General features: G+C 44.3%; 16 protein-coding genes and 1 other RNA gene. 14 read left to right on the top strand and 3 right to left on the bottom strand.

Translation table 11 applies throughout. From position 1 onward, the window contains the following. Both NQ488_13780 and NQ488_13775 read left to right on the top strand, forming a co-directional pair. Positions 1-462 carry a hypothetical protein gene (locus tag NQ488_13780; GenBank protein ID UWN95591.1) on the top strand — a complete coding sequence of 154 codons (462 nt, stop codon included), beginning with the start codon at positions 1-3 and terminating at the stop codon, positions 460-462. Between the two features lie 73 nt (positions 463-535). Next, complete coding sequence (locus tag NQ488_13775) at positions 536-1528, top strand: Fic family protein (protein UWN95590.1); 993 nt, start codon at positions 536-538, stop codon at positions 1526-1528. Positions 1529-1577: 49 nt separating this feature from the next. Here NQ488_13775 and NQ488_13770 read toward each other — a convergent pair whose 3' ends face one another. Continuing rightward, complete coding sequence (locus NQ488_13770) at positions 1578-3047, bottom strand: DUF4832 domain-containing protein (protein ID UWN95589.1); 1470 nt, start codon at positions 3045-3047, stop codon at positions 1578-1580. 139 nt (positions 3048-3186) lie between these two features. Between NQ488_13770 and NQ488_13765 the strand changes: the two genes are divergently transcribed. From NQ488_13765 to NQ488_13750, 4 genes are all read left to right on the top strand, one after another. After that, positions 3187-4263, top strand: a complete 1077-nt coding sequence (locus NQ488_13765; GenBank protein UWN95588.1) for a Stealth CR1 domain-containing protein — start codon at positions 3187-3189, stop codon at positions 4261-4263. A 13-nt stretch (positions 4264-4276) separates the two neighbouring features. After that, positions 4277-5812: a lipopolysaccharide biosynthesis protein gene (locus NQ488_13760; protein UWN95587.1), complete on the top strand. Its 1536-nt coding sequence runs from the start codon at positions 4277-4279 to the stop codon at positions 5810-5812. After that, positions 5805-7079, top strand: a complete 1275-nt coding sequence (locus NQ488_13755; GenBank protein UWN95586.1) for a nucleotidyltransferase family protein — start codon at positions 5805-5807, stop codon at positions 7077-7079. Before NQ488_13760 ends, NQ488_13755 begins: the two co-directional genes overlap by 8 nt. A gap of 137 nt (positions 7080-7216) precedes the next feature. Next, positions 7217-7543, top strand: coding sequence for a hypothetical protein (locus tag NQ488_13750; GenBank protein ID UWN95585.1), 327 nt, complete (start codon positions 7217-7219; stop codon positions 7541-7543). A 150-nt stretch (positions 7544-7693) separates the two neighbouring features. Here NQ488_13750 and NQ488_13745 read toward each other — a convergent pair whose 3' ends face one another. Both NQ488_13745 and NQ488_13740 read right to left on the bottom strand, forming a co-directional pair. Further along, positions 7694-9430 (bottom strand): ABC transporter ATP-binding protein/permease, encoded by a 1737-nt coding sequence (locus NQ488_13745; GenBank protein UWN95584.1) that lies wholly within the window; start codon positions 9428-9430, stop codon positions 7694-7696. Beyond that, entirely contained in the window at positions 9423-10652 is a 1230-nt protein-coding gene (locus NQ488_13740) for a hypothetical protein (GenBank protein ID UWN95583.1), read from the bottom strand. The genes NQ488_13745 and NQ488_13740 overlap by 8 nt, the downstream gene beginning before the upstream one ends. Before the next feature lie 122 nt (positions 10653-10774). Between NQ488_13740 and NQ488_13735 the strand changes: the two genes are divergently transcribed. From NQ488_13735 to NQ488_13700, 8 genes are all read left to right on the top strand, one after another. Continuing rightward, positions 10775-11008, top strand: a complete 234-nt coding sequence (locus NQ488_13735; protein ID UWN95582.1) for a hypothetical protein — start codon at positions 10775-10777, stop codon at positions 11006-11008. Positions 11009-11166: 158 nt separating this feature from the next. Continuing rightward, positions 11167-11649 carry a S24/S26 family peptidase gene (locus NQ488_13730; protein UWN95581.1) on the top strand — a complete coding sequence of 161 codons (483 nt, stop codon included), beginning with the start codon at positions 11167-11169 and terminating at the stop codon, positions 11647-11649. A gap of 7 nt (positions 11650-11656) precedes the next feature. Beyond that, complete coding sequence (locus tag NQ488_13725) at positions 11657-12709, top strand: N-acetylmuramoyl-L-alanine amidase (protein ID UWN95580.1); 1053 nt, start codon at positions 11657-11659, stop codon at positions 12707-12709. 15 nt (positions 12710-12724) lie between these two features. Next, positions 12725-13750 carry an HD domain-containing protein gene (locus tag NQ488_13720; GenBank protein ID UWN95579.1) on the top strand — a complete coding sequence of 342 codons (1026 nt, stop codon included), beginning with the start codon at positions 12725-12727 and terminating at the stop codon, positions 13748-13750. Between the two features lie 36 nt (positions 13751-13786). Then, an RNA gene (ffs, locus tag NQ488_13715) (signal recognition particle sRNA large type) lies at positions 13787-14049 on the top strand. A 196-nt stretch (positions 14050-14245) separates the two neighbouring features. Beyond that, positions 14246-15325 (top strand): 6-phosphofructokinase, encoded by a 1080-nt coding sequence (locus NQ488_13710; protein UWN95578.1) that lies wholly within the window; start codon positions 14246-14248, stop codon positions 15323-15325. Positions 15326-15384: 59 nt separating this feature from the next. Next, a complete protein-coding gene (gene dnaX, locus NQ488_13705) occupies positions 15385-17007 on the top strand; it encodes a DNA polymerase III subunit gamma/tau (GenBank protein ID UWN95577.1) in 1623 nt (540 codons plus the stop codon). Continuing rightward, on the top strand, positions 17007-17363 hold the full coding sequence (locus tag NQ488_13700; GenBank protein UWN95576.1) for a YbaB/EbfC family nucleoid-associated protein: 357 nt from the start codon (positions 17007-17009) through the stop codon (positions 17361-17363). Before dnaX ends, NQ488_13700 begins: the two co-directional genes overlap by 1 nt. Positions 17364-17373: the final 10 nt, after the last annotated feature.

Raw genomic sequence — 17373 nt, 5'->3', positions numbered from 1 at the left:
ATGAAAGAAAACACAGGGTCAGTTGTGATGGCAGTACTGTCACTGGGGATGGCGGTATTGATTGTTGTAATAACTTTGGTATGGTGGCTTTCCAATGCGGCGTTTGTGGTCAATGTGGCACATGATATGGGCGTAAGCGGCAAAATGCCGGATTATATAATCTATCCGTCTGATACCGATGCTCACCTGCCGTTTAATGAAAGCTTTATTATCAATACGAAGCTTAAGGATGTAAAGGGCAGACAGGTTAAGCCGTTTGACGTGTCTGACAAAATCGGAAATAATGAGCCGGAACAGACAGTGAGGGTATACTATCAGGACGGAACACAGGCATCATGGTATTTCCGGAATGATAAGTGTCAGGTCATATACGGTGATACATGGAGATGTTACAGAATCAGTAATTATGAAGGGCTGTATGAGGAGCTGGAAAGAAAGCTGGAAAGAAATAAGAAAAATTGAATTTTGGCGGCAAAACACGTATAATAGAGGAAGATAATGCGTAAGATAATACGCAAGATAAGGGAGGTGTTTTATGGGTGAATATAGGCCGCCTTTTACAATAACAAACAAAATGCTGTCATATGTATCATCAATTTCTGAAAAAATAGGACGGATATCTGTAATAGGTAATCTGGAATCGAAACCACATTTGAGGAAGAATAACAGAATTAAGTCGATTCATTCTTCTTTGAAGATTGAAGCGAACTCGCTGACTTTGGGACAGGTTCGTGATGTAATTAACGGCAAGGCTGTATTAGGTGAACAAAAAGAAATTCAGGAGGTGAAAAATGCATATACAGCATATGAGCATCTTGTGGAGATTAATCCCTATGATATTCGGCATTTAAAAAAGTTTCATGGAATAATGACAAAGTATCTTGTGGAAGAATCCGGTGAATTTCGTTCTGGAGAAGAAGGGGTTTTTAATGGTGAACAATGCATCTTTATGGCACCTCCGGCACGATTTGTACCGCAGCTTATGAATGATTTATTTGCATGGATGAAGGAAGCACGAAAGGATATTCATCCGTTGATTTTAAGCAGTGTATTTCATTATGAGTTTGTATTTATTCACCCGTTTGCTGACGGTAACGGCAGAATGGCAAGATTATGGCACACTGCCATTTTATCAAAATGGAAACAGGTATTTGAATATATTCCGATTGAGAGCCGGATTGAAAAATTTCAGGACGAATATTATGATGCTATTGCTCAGTGCCATGTTGCAGGAGAATCAACAATTTTTGTTGAATTTATGTTATCTCAGATTGATAAGATTCTTGATGATATTTCTATTCAGATTAACGGGGAAAATGAATATCTTCCTGAAACGGTACAAAAATTGCTTGAGGTTATGGAATATGAGATTCCTTACACCGGCAATGCTCTTATGGAGAAGCTCGGACTAAAGGCAAAGGAAGGATTCAGAAGAAATTATCTTCATCCGGCAATTGAGATGAATTTGATTCGTATGACGATACCTGATAAGCCAAATAGCAGAAATCAGAGGTATGTAAGAACGTAAGCTAAGTTTAAAAGGAGCCCACGCCCGGCAATGTCTTAACTAAAAGACATTACCACGTGGGACTCCTTTTTATATAACCGACCGTGACCCCGCCGTCATCTCTGTCATTTTCGTTGGAAAAATCTATTCTTTCCCCAGTCATGCGGTCAGTACATGTAAGCACCGCAGTATAAGTTCCTTCTGCAAGCTGTGACGAATCAAATGTAAAAGTAACATCGGAGAAGCTTCCTCCGGTGAGGCTCTTCATATCAAAATCGTCAGGGGTTAACACGGCAGCAGCAGTATTATTATTGTCATATAGAGTGATATTCAGGTCAAAATCGTTGTAGCAGCCGGCAAAGCCCATGTTGCATATACTTACGGTCAGAGTACGCATTTTGCGTAAAGTTCCGGGGAAGCTTACAGCTTCAAGCCTGCTGCCGGTAACAAGGTAGCGGTAGCCAAGATGCATGGAGATATAATCATACACAGACATGCCGTTGTAGACGGTATTTTTATCAATGCCGGCTTCGCTAATGTCACCGGTGTTGTAGGTGACGGACTTCCATTTGTTGAGTACGGCAGCATCGTGCATTGAGTTAAGGTACGATATCCCCATTGTGCTAAGGTCAGTAATCACACCGGGATAATCATTGTAAATGTTGTCGATAACTGCCTCACCTCCGTTAGGAGCATAGCGGCACAGATTATTCTGGAAGGCAAGTTCATCGGCACGCGCCCATCTTGAGGTATAATCTGAAGTAACGGTGCGGTCACTGTAGGTTCCGAGGTCATAGACCGAACCGGTCATCCCGTCATTGAACAGACCGAAGCGGTAAGAGCAGTCCTGAGGAATTGTGCGCCATTGTGCAGGAGTGCGTACCGCAAGCTTTATTGAGGACAGAGTTGAAGAGGCAAGGCAGCGGGCAAGCGCCTGTATATCATCACTGCTCATGTAACGGGAGCCTGTCATCTCACCGCAGTTTCCGGTAAAAAGCCCCTGCATCGTATATATGGAACCGGCATGTCTGTTGACTATATCTGCGGTATCACGCATGTGCTGCATAATGATGTCTATGCTGTCAGGTTCACTCTGTACTGCAAGTCCGTCCCAGTCATAGAGAAAACGAAGAATTATACTTTTGCCGGTACGCTCCCATGCAGACAGGATAGTGTCTATCTGCGCAAGTCCCTGCCTGTCTATCCGGGAATCCCTGAATGCGGCAAGATTAATCTCGATAAGGACAAGGCGGTTAGACTGTGGGTCGCGGTCTGTTTCAAGCTCAAGCTTTGATGTGAGATCGGGAACAGCACCGGAAGCGCCTGAAGTCAGGCGGTAGCCGTACAGACAGTACCATCCCCTGTATGGATTATTAAGCTCTTTTGCAGATTCAGAGAACTTGGCGCTGTCATATCCAACGCGTATAATATTCAGACCGGTATAAATGCATAATGCAGCGGCAATGGCAAGTGCAGCAGTTACAGCCGCAATGACAAGTGAACGCATCCGGATTATATGAATTCTGGAATGATTTTTCATGAAATTAAAACTCTTTCTGATATATATTATAAATATGAAGGTCAAAGTATTATAGCATTTACGCTGCGAAGATGCTATAATTTCATTTAAAAAGCAGAGAAACAGCACTGGGAGAATATATAATACGAGGGAATAGATTATGGCAGATAATTCATCAGACAATGAGAGAATAGATTTTGTGATACCCTGGGTGGATGGTTCCGACCCTGAATGGCTCAAAGAAAGAAATGCAGTGTCATCAGACATTGGTAAAAGTGTGTCATCAGAGGGCAGATGCGGGAGTGATAGCCTTAAAAACGGTGATTCCATAGAAGACAACAGCGGTGCGAGGTATTACAGCTGGGACAATCTGCAATACTGGTTCCGCGGGGTCGAGAAGTTTGCACCGTGGGTTAATAAGATACATTTTGTGACGTGGGGACATATTCCGCCGTGGATGAATACGGATGCTCCGAAGCTGCATATCGTAAATCATAAGGATTACATACCAGAGCAGTTCCTGCCTACATTTAACTCGAATACAATCGAGCTTAATTTTCACAGGATAGAGGGGCTTTCGGAAAAATTTGTATATTTTAATGATGATGTTTTTCTGTTAAAGCCGGCAGCCAAAGAAGACTTCTTTAGAAACGGCAGACCGCGCGATATGCTGGCATTCCAGCCTGTTGTGGCTAATCCTGCCAATCCGGTCATGTCACATATACTGCTCAATAATGCACTTGTGCTAAGTAAGTATTTTGACAAAAGAGAGAATGTTAAGAAGCAGCCGGGAAGCTACTTCAAACCGGGGTATCCGCTGCTTTATTTCGGATATAATCTGCTGGAGCTGGCATTTCCGCTATTCACGGGATTTTATGATACACATGGACCTGCGGCATTTTGCAAAAGTACATTCGGAAAGGTGTGGGAGCTTGAAAATGATATTCTCACGCAGACATGCAGCCACCACTTCCGCGGGGATGATGTGAATCAGTATCTTATCCGTGACTGGCAGAAGCTGAGCGGTAATTTTACACCGGCGAATATTGCGGAGGGCCTGAGCTATTGTGAACTTCCGGGCGGAGCAGACAGGGCGGCGGACATAATAAGAAAGCAGAAGGCGCGTGTAATCTGCATAAATGATTCCGACCGCGTAACAGATTTTGAGGGAATAAAGAATAAGATTAATTCGGCATTTGAGAGCATACTGCCGGATAAATCCTCGTTTGAAAGGTAAGACAGGGTAAACCATGGAAACAAAAAGCAGGACAGAATATTCCGCACATAATACGACAGTTGCAATGTTTTCAAGGGCATTTGCAATAGTGATGGGCTATGTGCTGAGAATAGTATTTACACATACTCTCAGCGCAAGCTACGTCGGCATTAACGGACTGTTCATGGATATTCTTAATATACTGTCGCTCTCGGAGATGGGGCTTGAGACAGCGATATCATACGCACTGTACCGTCCGATAGCGGATAATGACATTGAGAAACAGAAGTCTGTTATGCGGCTGTTCAGGAGGTTCTACAACACGGTTGCGGTTGTTGTGTTCGGACTTGGACTTCTCGTGATTCCGTTTATGGATGTCCTTGTGAAGAATCAGCAGGAAGTTGGGCATATTACATTTATTTACATATTGTATCTTGTAAATACATCACTGTCATATATGCTTGTCTACAAAAAGACTATGATGGACGCGCACCAGCTTATGTATATAGGAACGGTGTACAAGACTACGTCATGGGCTGTTCAGGACGTTGTGCAGATAATATTCTTAGTGACAACACATAATTTTTATATCTATCTTTTTGTGAATATTGCGACAACGCTTATATCCAACATCCTTATATCGAAAAAGGCAGATTCGCTGTATCCGTTTCTTCGGGAGCATGACGCAAAGCCGCTGCCGAAGGAGGAGATGGGTGCCAATTTCCGTAATATACGGGCAATGCTCATGCACAGGCTTGGCAATGTTGCGGTCAATAATACGGATAACCTGATTCTTTCTTCTGTTGTCGGAATTATGAGCGTCGGCTGTTATTCTAATTACTATCTGGTCATTGCGTCCGTGCAGCAGGTGCTTACAGGATGTTTTCAGGGGATTACGGCAAGTGTTGGCAATCTGAGTGTTACGTCTGATGCAAAGAAAGTCAGAGAGGTGTTTAAATCGGTATTCTTTGTGACACACTGGCTGTATACATTTGCGGCAATCTGCCTGTTTGAGCTGCTTAATCCGTTTGTTGAGCTGAGCTTCGGAAAGCAGTATGTATTTGCTGAAGAGATAGTTCTTGTGCTCTGTATCAATTTTTTTCTTACCGGTATGCGCAAGGCGGCGCTTGTATTCCGTGATTCAATTGGGCTGTTCTGGTTTGACAGGCATAACGCGGTAATAACGGCGGTGCTGAACCTTGTTATATCAATAATACTGGCAAAGCGGCTCGGAACGATAGGCGTATTTATGGGAACAACGATAAGCATGCTGATGACAACCGTATGGGTGGAACCGTATGTGCTTTATAAGCATCATTTTAAAGCGCCTGTCAGTGAGTATTTTATCAGATATGCGGCATATGTAATTGAAGCGGCGGCAGTGTGGTTTGTCACGCATATGATATGCTCACATATAAACGGCGGATGCATATATGAGATTATAGTACGCGGGATAATATGTGTTATTGTACCGAATATTATTATATGTGTGATACATTACAGAACACCTGAGTTCAGGTTCGTGGCAGGCAAGATAAAGCAACTTGTGGAGAAGAGGATTCATGGCTGATTATAAAAATGTCCTTATGGCATTATCACCGGAAGAGGAATGTCTTCTGGATATCGTGAAGAATTCAATAGCAGGGCAGGATAGTGATGAGGGCTGTGGCTGCAGGTTTATGGCAGGCTTTGACATAAACAGATATGATGCGGATATACTTAAGGAGGCAATATCACTTGCGGCAGATCATGCAGTGCTTTCACTCATATATGACAGCCTTGAGGAATACAGTGATGTTAAGGCTGCGGGTGCGGTTAAGGCAGCAAAGAAGAGCGCTTCAACTGCATTTATACAGAATAACAGGCTTTTGTATGTTACTGCGTGTATAACTAAACTCCTTGCGGATAATAATGTTAAATCTGTTGTGTTAAAGGGTGTGTCTGCAGCAAGGTATTATCCTTCGCCATTCCTCCGCAAGTCGGGAGATATAGACATACTTGCAGGTGACGGTGAGAATTTTGAATGTGCAAGAAGACTGATTAAGGGCTACGGCTATATCGAAAAAAAGCATCAGCATTCACAGCACCATGCGGAGTTCGTATCGGATGAGGGAATCACAATTGAGCTTCACAGGCTGCTTGCGGAACCATTTGATAATCAGGACATGAATGTATATATGAAAAAGCTTGCGAGTGATATGCTTGCCGGCTGTGAGATGACAGAGATTATGGGATACCGGATTCCTGTATGTACAAGGACGCAGGAGGCATATTATCTGCTCGTTCATATGCTGCAGCATTTTTTAAGGGCGGGATTTGGAATTAAGCTTCTCTGCGACTGGGTGGTATTCTGGAATACATGTGATGATGAGGATATCAGGAAAGATTTTGTCAAAATGGCATCAGAGAGCGGAATACTTGGATTCGCATCTATGGTAACGGCAGTCTGTGTTGAATATCTGGGGCTGAGAAAGGAAAATGCAGCATTTATTGCATATCAGGATTATGACAGGCAGGATGTCCGTCTGTTCATGGATGAGATACTCACAGCAGAGGAATTCGGCAAATCAGCGAATGACAGAATGGTTGTTATGAGAGGCAATTCACCGGCTGATTATATGCGTGAGTTTCACCATCAGATGCAGCTTAATAATCCAAAGCATGCGAACAAGATTATTATGTGGCCGTACCTGTGGGCTAAGACATTGGTGGTATTTGTGCATAATAACAGGAATCTGAGGCGTGTATCGACATTGAAGGTAATGAAAAAAGCACATGCAAGAAGCCGTATTGTTAAAAATATGCACATATTCAGTACAGAAGACGGCAAAAGATGAAATGTGAAAATATTGCATAAATCTTGACTTCAGCTCATTTGTAATATATTATAAGGAAAACAAATGACAATCTTTTTCATTAGAATAGTGTGAAAATCAGAGATTGAGAGTAGTATTGCAATAAGGGAGATGGTTTTATGAAGGAGTATATCAGACCGGCAGTGGCTGTAACCGAAGAGACCGGAGAAGGCGTATATGCTGCAAGCGGAAGCACACAGGGCGGGAATCAGAACGGACCGGTAAGCTGTGAGAGCAAGTATATGAACGGCCAGTACCAGAATATGAATTACACATCATCAGACGGCTCAGTTAAGGACACATTCGGATGTCTCGGATGTAACTGTTACAGACAGGGATATTGCGGGCTTGAAGAGCTTCAGTGGGGATCATACGACAACGATAACGGATTCCGTAAGCCGGGCTGGGAGCAGGAAGGCAAGAGCCCTACAGACCGTGCATGGTAATTGCAGGCAACCGGAACAGGTATTAGTTATGCATTAAGTATATAATAGAGCAGATGATAGAACAGGCATATGTCACGCATCGTACATACAGTGTACGGATGAGACATATGCCTGTTTTTTGCCGGGTGGAGCAGATTGAATTTTAAGTATTTACTGCCGTATGCACTTCCTGTCGGAAATCCTGTATACACAACTGCATATACGGAGTACGTTAGGACGGTGGGTCGTGACTATGCATGTGCGCGGATATGAATCCTGCATTATGTTGGTGAGAATGTTATTTTCTGTATCTTCATCAAGCGCGGATGTAGCTTCGTCAAGAAGCAGTATAGGAGAATGTCTGATAAGTGCGCGGGCAATGGAAAGACGCTGTGACTGGCCTTCTGAAAAACCTAACCCGCGTTCGCCGATTCGGCTGTAGATTCCATCTTCGCAGGCATTTACAAAATCCCATGCGCACGCCATCCTGAGTGCTTCTTCAATCTCGTCATCTGTTGCGTCAGGCTTAACTGCACGCATATTCTCGGCTATTGTCCCGGAGAACATAGTGTTGCCCTGAGGCACATATGAAAAAAGCTGACGCACGGAAGGCGTTATCGCAAGACTGTCACTGCCGGCCTGTAAACACATGCTGCCTGACTGCGGCTTGAGAAGTGCGAGAATTATACGCAGCAGCGATGTCTTGCCTTCACCTGAAGGACCGACGATTGCAGCTATCCGGTGAGGGTGTGCCTCAAAGCAGGCATTATCAAATACGCAGCGTCCGTTGTGATATGTGTAACTTATATCCTTAAGTACAACAGAAAGTCCATCTCTTCTGTGGCTTTCATAGAAATGTGCGGCTTCTTCTCTTCCGGAATAGTCTTCCTTAGGCATGCTGAGTATATCCATAAGGCGTCCGGCGGATGTTGTAATTGATATTGCTGTCGGGACAAGCGATATAAGGTTATTAAGGGTGCCTGTAAGAGAATTGGCAAGTGACAGGAACAGGGTCATTGTACCGTATGATATGGCTCCGCTCCATACGCGGTATATTCCGAGGGCATAACAGCTGTAGGATACAACAATCCCTACAAGTGACATTATGATTCCCGTAAGCATTCCAAGCCTTAGGTATGCTGTCTTCATATCGCGGTATTCGCGCTGGTACTGTCTCAGACGCATTGAATATACCTTGAGGAGATCAAAAGCCTTTATTGTCTGCATGTTGGAAAATGTTTCCTGGTTAAATCCTGCCATGCGCGCATTAATCTGTGCTGCATTGCGGTTATTGTCCTGTATGCGCTTAAGCATTGAACGTGACATTACTATGCTTACAGGGATTCCGAGCATGGCAACGAGTGCAAATGCAGGATCATAATATATTACAACTGCAAAGGAACTCACAAACTTAACAGTGTATATAACCAGATTGGGAACCCAGTTAAGGACACCGTTCGATATCGTTGATGCATCAGAACTCCATCTCGTCATAAGGTCGCCGGTATGGTAATTGGAAAGTTCCTCCCAATCTGTGACAAGCATCTTATCAAAGATATCTGCTTTGATATCAGTATCTACCCTCAGGGAAATCATATTGGAGATGTAGCTTGAAAGCTGCGCAACAATAATATTGCCTATTGAAAATCCTATAAAAAGGCAGAACGTCTTAACAAGAGCGCCGGTCTGATGCCCGGTGATTATGTCAACCATGTCCTTGGAAATAATACTGCTTATAAGTGAAGTGGCAGTTCCGGTAAGACCGATAAGCGTATAGGCTGCAATCTGCCATTTGTATCTGGTTACATAAGAGTACAGCCACAGCGTCTGTGCGATGAATTCATGCAGGCGTCCGTCACGTATGCGCCCACTGTAAAAATGTATGCGTTCTTTAAAGTGCTTAAGCATCTGCTGTGATGCCTCCTATCCTTACATTATCAATGTATGCTTTCATTACGCGTGCGGCATCAGGTGAGGCCGTACATGAGAGCTTAAGTATATGGCAGCAGTCCTGAAGTCTGCCGGCATAATCAAGATTCATGTCTGCAAGCGGTATGCACCATGTTGGGGATATCATGCGCTGCGCCACAAGAAGCTGTGCACTGTCAGGCGAAGGTATGCTTACATGGTTGTCAGAAGCCTGTCTGAGAAGTGTTATTGTACCGACAGGAACACGGTCTGTCGTATATATGCCCGATGTTCCGCACCACGGGATGCCATATACATAAGCCACGCCGTCTTCAATTCCGGTAAGATTAATGTCACCGTTAAGATAAGGTGTCCCAAAAAGCTCATGCCAGAACGCGGTGTGTGTTGACTTGCCTGTGCCTGACTGTCCACAGAAGAGCAGTGCATAGCCGTTGTACTTTATGGAAGCGGAATGAAGCGCGAACATACCATGCTGCTGTGCGGCTACAAGGAATGCATTGCGCAGTCCGTAGAAAAGTTCTGTGCGGGCTTCAGGCATGTCGCGGTGGTCATAAAAAAACTCTGCTGCAGTTCCGTCGGTAGTAATGCGGCACATAAGAAGATGCCTGTTAGACGGAAATGTCATGACATACCATCCGCCGGACTCAAACAGCTCAAGCTGTACGGTATGGATAATCATACGTCCGTCAAATTCCGGCATATCAATAAGTGGGCAAAGCCGCCACAGCTGATCAACAGCACCATTTGGTATATCAGTCCTGAAATCCTCAAGAGATATGTCAAGGCAGTCTGTGCAGCCGATAAAGCCTGTTGTAAGACCGCCAATCTTATAACAGGCGTCAAAAGACAGACTGTCCGTGCTGCCGGAATGCAGCCGGCTGTCAGTACATTCTGCTGTTACGAGTGCACTCTGGCATATAAGCGAGCGGATAAATGTGTATGCATCATCTGACAGCTCTTCATCAGAAACTGATGACATATCAATGCCGTCCGCAGTAAGCCTCTGCCTTATTACGGAGGGAATTTTATCCATCGGAATGCCGTTAGTAATGGCATCCCATATAATAAGGCCGGTATCGTTAAGCTTTATTGCATTGCGGTGCATGGCTATATCCTGACCGGTCGGAATAAGGTAATATGTGCCGTGCAGACTTCGCAGCATGTACCTGTCAGAAGGCTTGTAACCGGATAAATTAAGCATGAATCCAGACTCCTTTTAATGTATTTATAATAAGATAACATACTATTGACAAATTGATAATAATATATCTATAATTATTAAATAAATTTTCGCAACAGAGTGTGCAGAGCGGAGGAATAATTATGAAAGAATATAGCAGACCTGTAGTAGAGAAACTTGATGAGAAGGCTGAAGGCGTATATGCAGCCAGTGGAGATGATAATAATGAGACAGTCTGCAGATACGGAAGAAAGCAGGCTAACCCGGGAGTAGATACATGTCAGGCATGTTCAGCAACAGACGGAAGACAGAGCAGCGGTTCATATTTCAGAGGAGACTATAAGGGATGTCCTGACGGAATGCCGGAGAAGAATTAACTGAGATAAACTGATTGGGATGAAGACGGTGTTATAAGAACCGGTATTTTAATAATTAACTTCACATTATAAAGCGGACAGGGTATAATATGTTATATCGTGTCCGCTTTTACGTTATGTATGTGTGATATGTGTGCGAATAAGACAGGAGACAGAATTTGGGTGACAGTAATATTCAGAGTATAGAAGGATTGCTTGGTATGGGTAAGGCAGTCCGCATAAAGCCACAGGGATACAGCATGTATCCGCTCATTGTGCCGGGAAGGGATTCGGTAATAATTGAGAGCACAGAAGCAGATGGGCTTAAGAGAGGAGATGTGGCTCTTTACAGACGCAGCAGCGGTATACTTGTAATACACCGTATATTCAGGCATGATGCGGATGGTTTCTATTTTGTCGGAGATAATCAGACCGCTGTCGAGGGACCGATTAAGGCAGAACAGATTATAGGCGTTATGACGGTACTTGAACGTAACGGAAGAAGCATAAGTACCGATTCAATTATATATCGTGCTGTATGTATGATATGGCTGTGGATGAGACCGATAAGAAGACCGGTGAGTGTTACGGCGGCTTTTTTAAAGAAAGTACTCGGATTTAATATAAGATTAGTGAGAAGGTGGAACGGTAAGAAAGGATAATGATATAATGGGACTTTTTACGGATAAGCGCATAAAAGCCAGATGTGCAGCGGCTGTATGTGCCGGAATGATGCTCTTTGGCGTAAGTGCGTGCGGCGCATCATCTGATGCCGGCAGTAATGTGGATTTGCAGACACAGGAGAGTCGGGTGTATATTGGCGGTGCAGAGGATTCTTCTGATGAACATAATACTGCCGGGACAGGTACAACTGATGTGCTTCTGGAAGCTTCAGTACAGGAATCTATGGCGCAGACGGCTCAGAATAAGACAGAGCCCGCTGTGATTAACGGACGAAGGGTATATGAGGACGGGCAGAAGATATATCTGGACAGAACATGGCAGTATTCGGGCAATTCTGCCATTAATTCAGGATATGCAGTCATGTATAAGGCGGCTGCCAACCGTAAGGATATAATAGTAGGTGTTAATGCCGGACACGGAACGAATGGCGGCTCATCGGTTAAGACATGGTGCCATCCGGATGGTTCTCCCAAGACTACGGGAGGCACAACGGCAGCAGGGGCTATTGAGGCTGTGGCTGTATCAGGCGGAATGACATTTGCAGACGGGACTGCCGAGAGCACGGTTACACTCAATATGGCGCATATACTTAAGCAGAAGCTTCTTGCAGAGGGATATGATGTGCTTATGCTGCGGGATGGTGAAGATGTGCAGCTTGACAATGTCGCAAGAACAGTTATATGTAACAATGTTGCAGATTGTCATATATCACTTCACTGGGACGGTGACGGACTTGATTATGATAAGGGCTGCTTTTATATTGCGGTGCCGGATGCGATTAAGACAATGGACCCGGTTGCCCGGATATGGGAAGAACATGATGTGCTCGGAAGCAGCCTTATCAGCGCGCTCAGGGCAAAGGGTGCAAAGATTAACGGAGGCGGCAGTATGCAGATAGATCTTACACAGACCTCGTACAGCACAATACCTTCAGTGGATATAGAACTTGGTAATGCATCTTCCAGGCATGATGACGCTGCTCTGGCAGTACTTGGGGACGGACTTGTGCAGGGAATTAATAATTACTTCGGCTGGTAATGAATGGAGAAGCGTATGATAAAGAAGATAGAACTGGATGAACTTGCAGAGGGAATGATTATTGCTGAGGATGTAAGCACACCGTTTGGTGCTGTGATTGCATCCGAAAAGCAGGTGGTTGATAAAAAACTTATAGATCTGCTTAAGGCTAACAGAATACGTGTGATTAAGGTAAAGGCGGATGAGTCTGAGAAAGATGATGTCGATGATGCACTTTCTTATATAGCGGAAGACATGATTGCGGCACGTAATATGGTTGTATTCCGGACAGAAGAAGGAATAAAGCCGGTTGTTGATGCAGTAATAAAGATTATCCGTGAAGCACCGCAGGTATTTGATTATGCAGAGCTTATAAAGCAGCTTCATGACTATTCGGATACTGTATTTGCACATTCATCCAATGTGGCACTTATATGTTTTGAATTTGCAATGTGGAGAAAGATGCCTCCGGAAGCAGTTAAGGAAGTAACGCTCGCAGGATTTATACATGATATCGGCAAGCTGCAGCTTCCGCTTGGGATACTCGATGCGGCAAGACCTCTTACAGAGGCGGAATTTGCGCAGGTTAAGAAGCATTCAATAAACGGTTATATGATGATTAAGAATACTGAGATTCCCGAATCAGTAAAGAGAGCTATTCTCGACCACCATGAGAGATGCGATGGCTCGGGATATCCTATGGGATATGATTTTAACAGAATCAGTGAATACGGAAGAATGATTGCAATAGCAGATTCTTATGAAGCTATGACGGCAGAGAGAGCATACAGGGACAAGATATGCCCGTTTAAGATTGCTTCGATTATGGTGAAGGAGCTTGAAGGAAAGTTCGATATGGCAATGCTTGAAGAGTTCCTGATGAATATTCTTGGCACATATGTAGGAAGCAAAGTCACTCTGTCTAACGGCTATACTGCCAAGCTGAAAGGAATTAACAAGCAGAGTATAAGCAGGCCGGTAATAGAACTGGCAGGAAGAACGATTGACCTGTCAACACAGGTTGGTGCGGCAGCCGCCATTCATGTGGTAGGAATTGCATAATTGACATATTGAAATTTTATTGTTATAATTTATTATCCACGCGGCTGGGGAGTCAGCGGTTCCCTGTACCTGCAATCCGCTATAGCAGGAGTTATACTTTGCCTCGGACAGCAACGGATGGAGCTGCCCGGAAGAAGTGGTGTTGACGCTTGGGCCTTTCGCAACAGGAATTCATGAACCATGTCAGGACGGGAACGTAGCAGCATTAAGTGAAACCTTCTGTGTGCCGGAAGCAAACCTGAGCCGAGCTAACTGGTCCGGTAACGTCTGTTTTTTGTTGTACAAAGCAAAGTGCGTGGATTTTAATTTGTAAAATGTATATAATATTTAATCAGAAACTTTCGTAAATCGTGCCGGAGACATTGACAAGTTCAGTGGCTTCGGCTTAAATTTTTCAATGACAGAATTGAAGTAATGGTGTAAAATCAGATATGTATGTAAAATATTTACCATTGCTATTGGTGCTCCTGCAAACGGGCAGAAATGGAGAATGACATGAGAAAGATTGGTATGCTTACAAGCGGCGGTGACTGCCAGTGCCTTAATGCAACAATGAGAGGTGTGGCTAAGTCTTTGTATGGTTCGGGTAAAGATTTTCAGATTATTGGATTCGAGGATGGCTATAAGGGGCTTATGTACGGCGACTACAGAGTTATGAGACCTGAAGACTTCTCAGGAATTCTGACAGAGGGCGGAACTATTCTTGGTACATCAAGGCAGCCGTTCAAGCTTATGAATGAACCTGACAGTGACGGCAACAATAAGGTTGAACTTATGAAGAAGACATATAAGAAGCTTGGACTTGAATGTCTTGTTATTCTTGGCGGCAACGGCTCACAGAAGACAGCCAATCTTCTGAGCGAGGAAGGACTTAATATTGTTTCGCTTCCTAAGACTATAGATAATGACCTGTGGGGTACGGAGGAGACTTTTGGGTTCCAGAGTGCAGTGGAAGTGGCAGCAGGAGTTATAGATAATATCCATACGACTGCATATTCACACGGAAGAGTATTTATCGTGGAGATAATGGGACATAAGGTAGGCTGGCTTACACTCTATGCCGGAGTCGCAAGCGGTGCCGATATCATACTTATACCTGAGATTCCGTATGATATAGATGCGGTCGTTGAGGCGGTTGAGAAGCGTAATAACTCAGGAAAGCGTTTTTCAATCATAGCAGTTGCGGAGGGTGCAATCTCTAAGGAGGATGCAGCCTTATCCAAGAAGGAACTTAAGGAGAAGCGTAAGGCACCGGCATTTCCGTCAGTATCATATGAGATTGGACATAAGATACAGGAGCGTACAGGACAGGAAGTACGTGTGACGATTCCGGGCCACATGCAGAGAGGCGGAAGCCCATGTCCTTATGACAGAGTGCTTTCATCAAGGTTCGGTGCGGCTGCAGCAGACCTTATCATTAACCGCAGGTACGGATATATGGTAGGAATTAATAATGGTGATATTGTCAATGTACCTCTTAAGGACGTAGCAGGTAAATTAAAGTTTGTTGACCCTCAGTCATCGATGGTAAGGGAGGCAAAGCTGCTTGGAATAAGCTTCGGTACATTTGACTGATGCCTGTACACAGATATGGGATGCCCGGATAGACGGGCAGGAATGGGGATTAGTTTGTAATGTCATATACAGCTTTATATAGAAAATGGAGACCGGCGGATTTTGATGATGTCAAAGGTCAGGACGCAATAGTTACTACGCTTCGCAACCAGATAAAGGCTGACAGAATCGGACATGCATATCTGTTCTGCGGAACGAGGGGAACCGGTAAGACTACAGTTGCGAAGATATTTGCAAAGGCAGTCAACTGCGAACATCCTGTTGACGGAAGACCATGCGGAGAGTGTGCAATGTGTAAGTCTATAGCCGCAGGAAGCTCCATGAATGTGATAGAGATAGATGCCGCTTCCAATAACGGTGTCGAGGATATACGTAAGATACGTGAAGAGGTTCAGTATTCACCTACTGAAGGCAGATATAAGGTGTATATCATCGATGAGGTGCATATGCTGTCTATAGGTGCATTTAATGCGCTTCTTAAGACGCTTGAGGAACCACCTTCATATGTAATATTTATTCTGGCGACTACTGAGACACATAAGATTCCTATTACAATCCTTTCAAGGTGCCAGAGATATGATTTTAAGAGAATATCAATAGAGACGATAACGGCAAGGCTTGAAGAGCTTATGAAGGCTGAGAATATCAATGTCGAAGATAAGGCACTCAGATATATAGCCAAGGCGGCTGATGGCTCACTCAGAGATGCACTCAGCCTGCTGGATCAGTGTCTGGCATTCTATCTGGGACAGGATCTTAAGTATGATAATGTACTTGAGGTGCTTGGCGCAGTTGATACGGAAGTCTTTTCAAGGCTCTTAAGAATGGTTCTTGCGGCTGATACCACGGGCTGTATAAGATTGCTTGAGGATCTTATCATGCAGGGAAGAGATCTGGGACAGTTTGTTGTAGATTTTGTGTGGTACCTGCGTAATCTTCTGCTTGTTAAGACATCAGAGGATGCACAGGATGTAATAGATATGTCGAGTGACAATCTGGCACTTCTTAAGGAAGAGAGCGGACTTATTGATGATGATACGCTTATGCGTTATATAAGGATATTCTCAGAGCTGTCCAATGATGTGAAGTATTCGACTCAGAAGAGGATTATGATAGAGATAGCGCTGATTAAGCTCACACACCCGGCGATGGAGCAGAGCCGTGATATCAGCGATATAATAAGCAGGATTACACAGCTTGAGCAAAGACTCGACAATGGTAATTTTACGGTTAACCCGGGGAATGCTCCTAATGCAGCGGCGAATACCGCTGCCGCAGCGGGACAGAGTACGGGAGGCGGCAGTACACCTGACAATGATAAGCCTCTTCCAAAGGCACTTCCCGAAGATCTCAGGCAGGTAGCCGCACAGTGGAATAATATTGTAACGGATATAGATGATGGCTGCCTTGCACAGATGCTGCGTGCATCTAATGTAAAGGTTGACGATAATAACACAGGGATAGAGATTATGACATCCAGTCCGTCAACATATTCATATATAAGCAGACCTGACCAGCTTGCACAGATTCGTGCTGCGATAGCCGCACGAACAGGCAAAGAGGTTGAGATCAGGGCATCCAGGCTTAAAGAGGATCAGGATTTCAGGAATATGTTTACAGATATAAGAGATTTAGTTAAAATGGATATTGAGATTGATGATGACAAGGAGGATTTAATATAATGGCAAAGAGAGGCGGATATCCGGGCGGAATGATGCCGGGCAATATGAATAACCTCATGAAGCAGGCACAGAGAATGCAAAGACAGATGGAGGAGACTACAAAGGAGCTTGAGAGCAAAGAGTTCACTGCATCAGCCGGCGGCGGAGCTGTAGAAGTTACAGTAAGCGGTAAGAAGGAAGTCTTAAGTGTTAAGCTTTCAGAAGAAGTAGTTGACCCTGATGATATAGAGATGCTTCAGGATCTTATAGTTGCAGCAACTAACGAGGCGCTCCGCAAGATGGAGGAGGAGTCACAGTCACAGATGTCTAAGATAACAGGTGGTCTTGGCGGTATGGGCGGCGGCTTCCCATTCTAGTCGCTGACAT

Origin of the sequence: [Bacteroides] pectinophilus (genome assembly GCA_025146925.1) — a bacterium.
In the GTDB taxonomy this organism is placed as follows: Bacteria; Bacillota; Clostridia; order Lachnospirales; family Lachnospiraceae; genus Bacteroides_F; species Bacteroides_F pectinophilus.
This window is presented reverse-complemented; position numbering and strand designations above follow the sequence as displayed.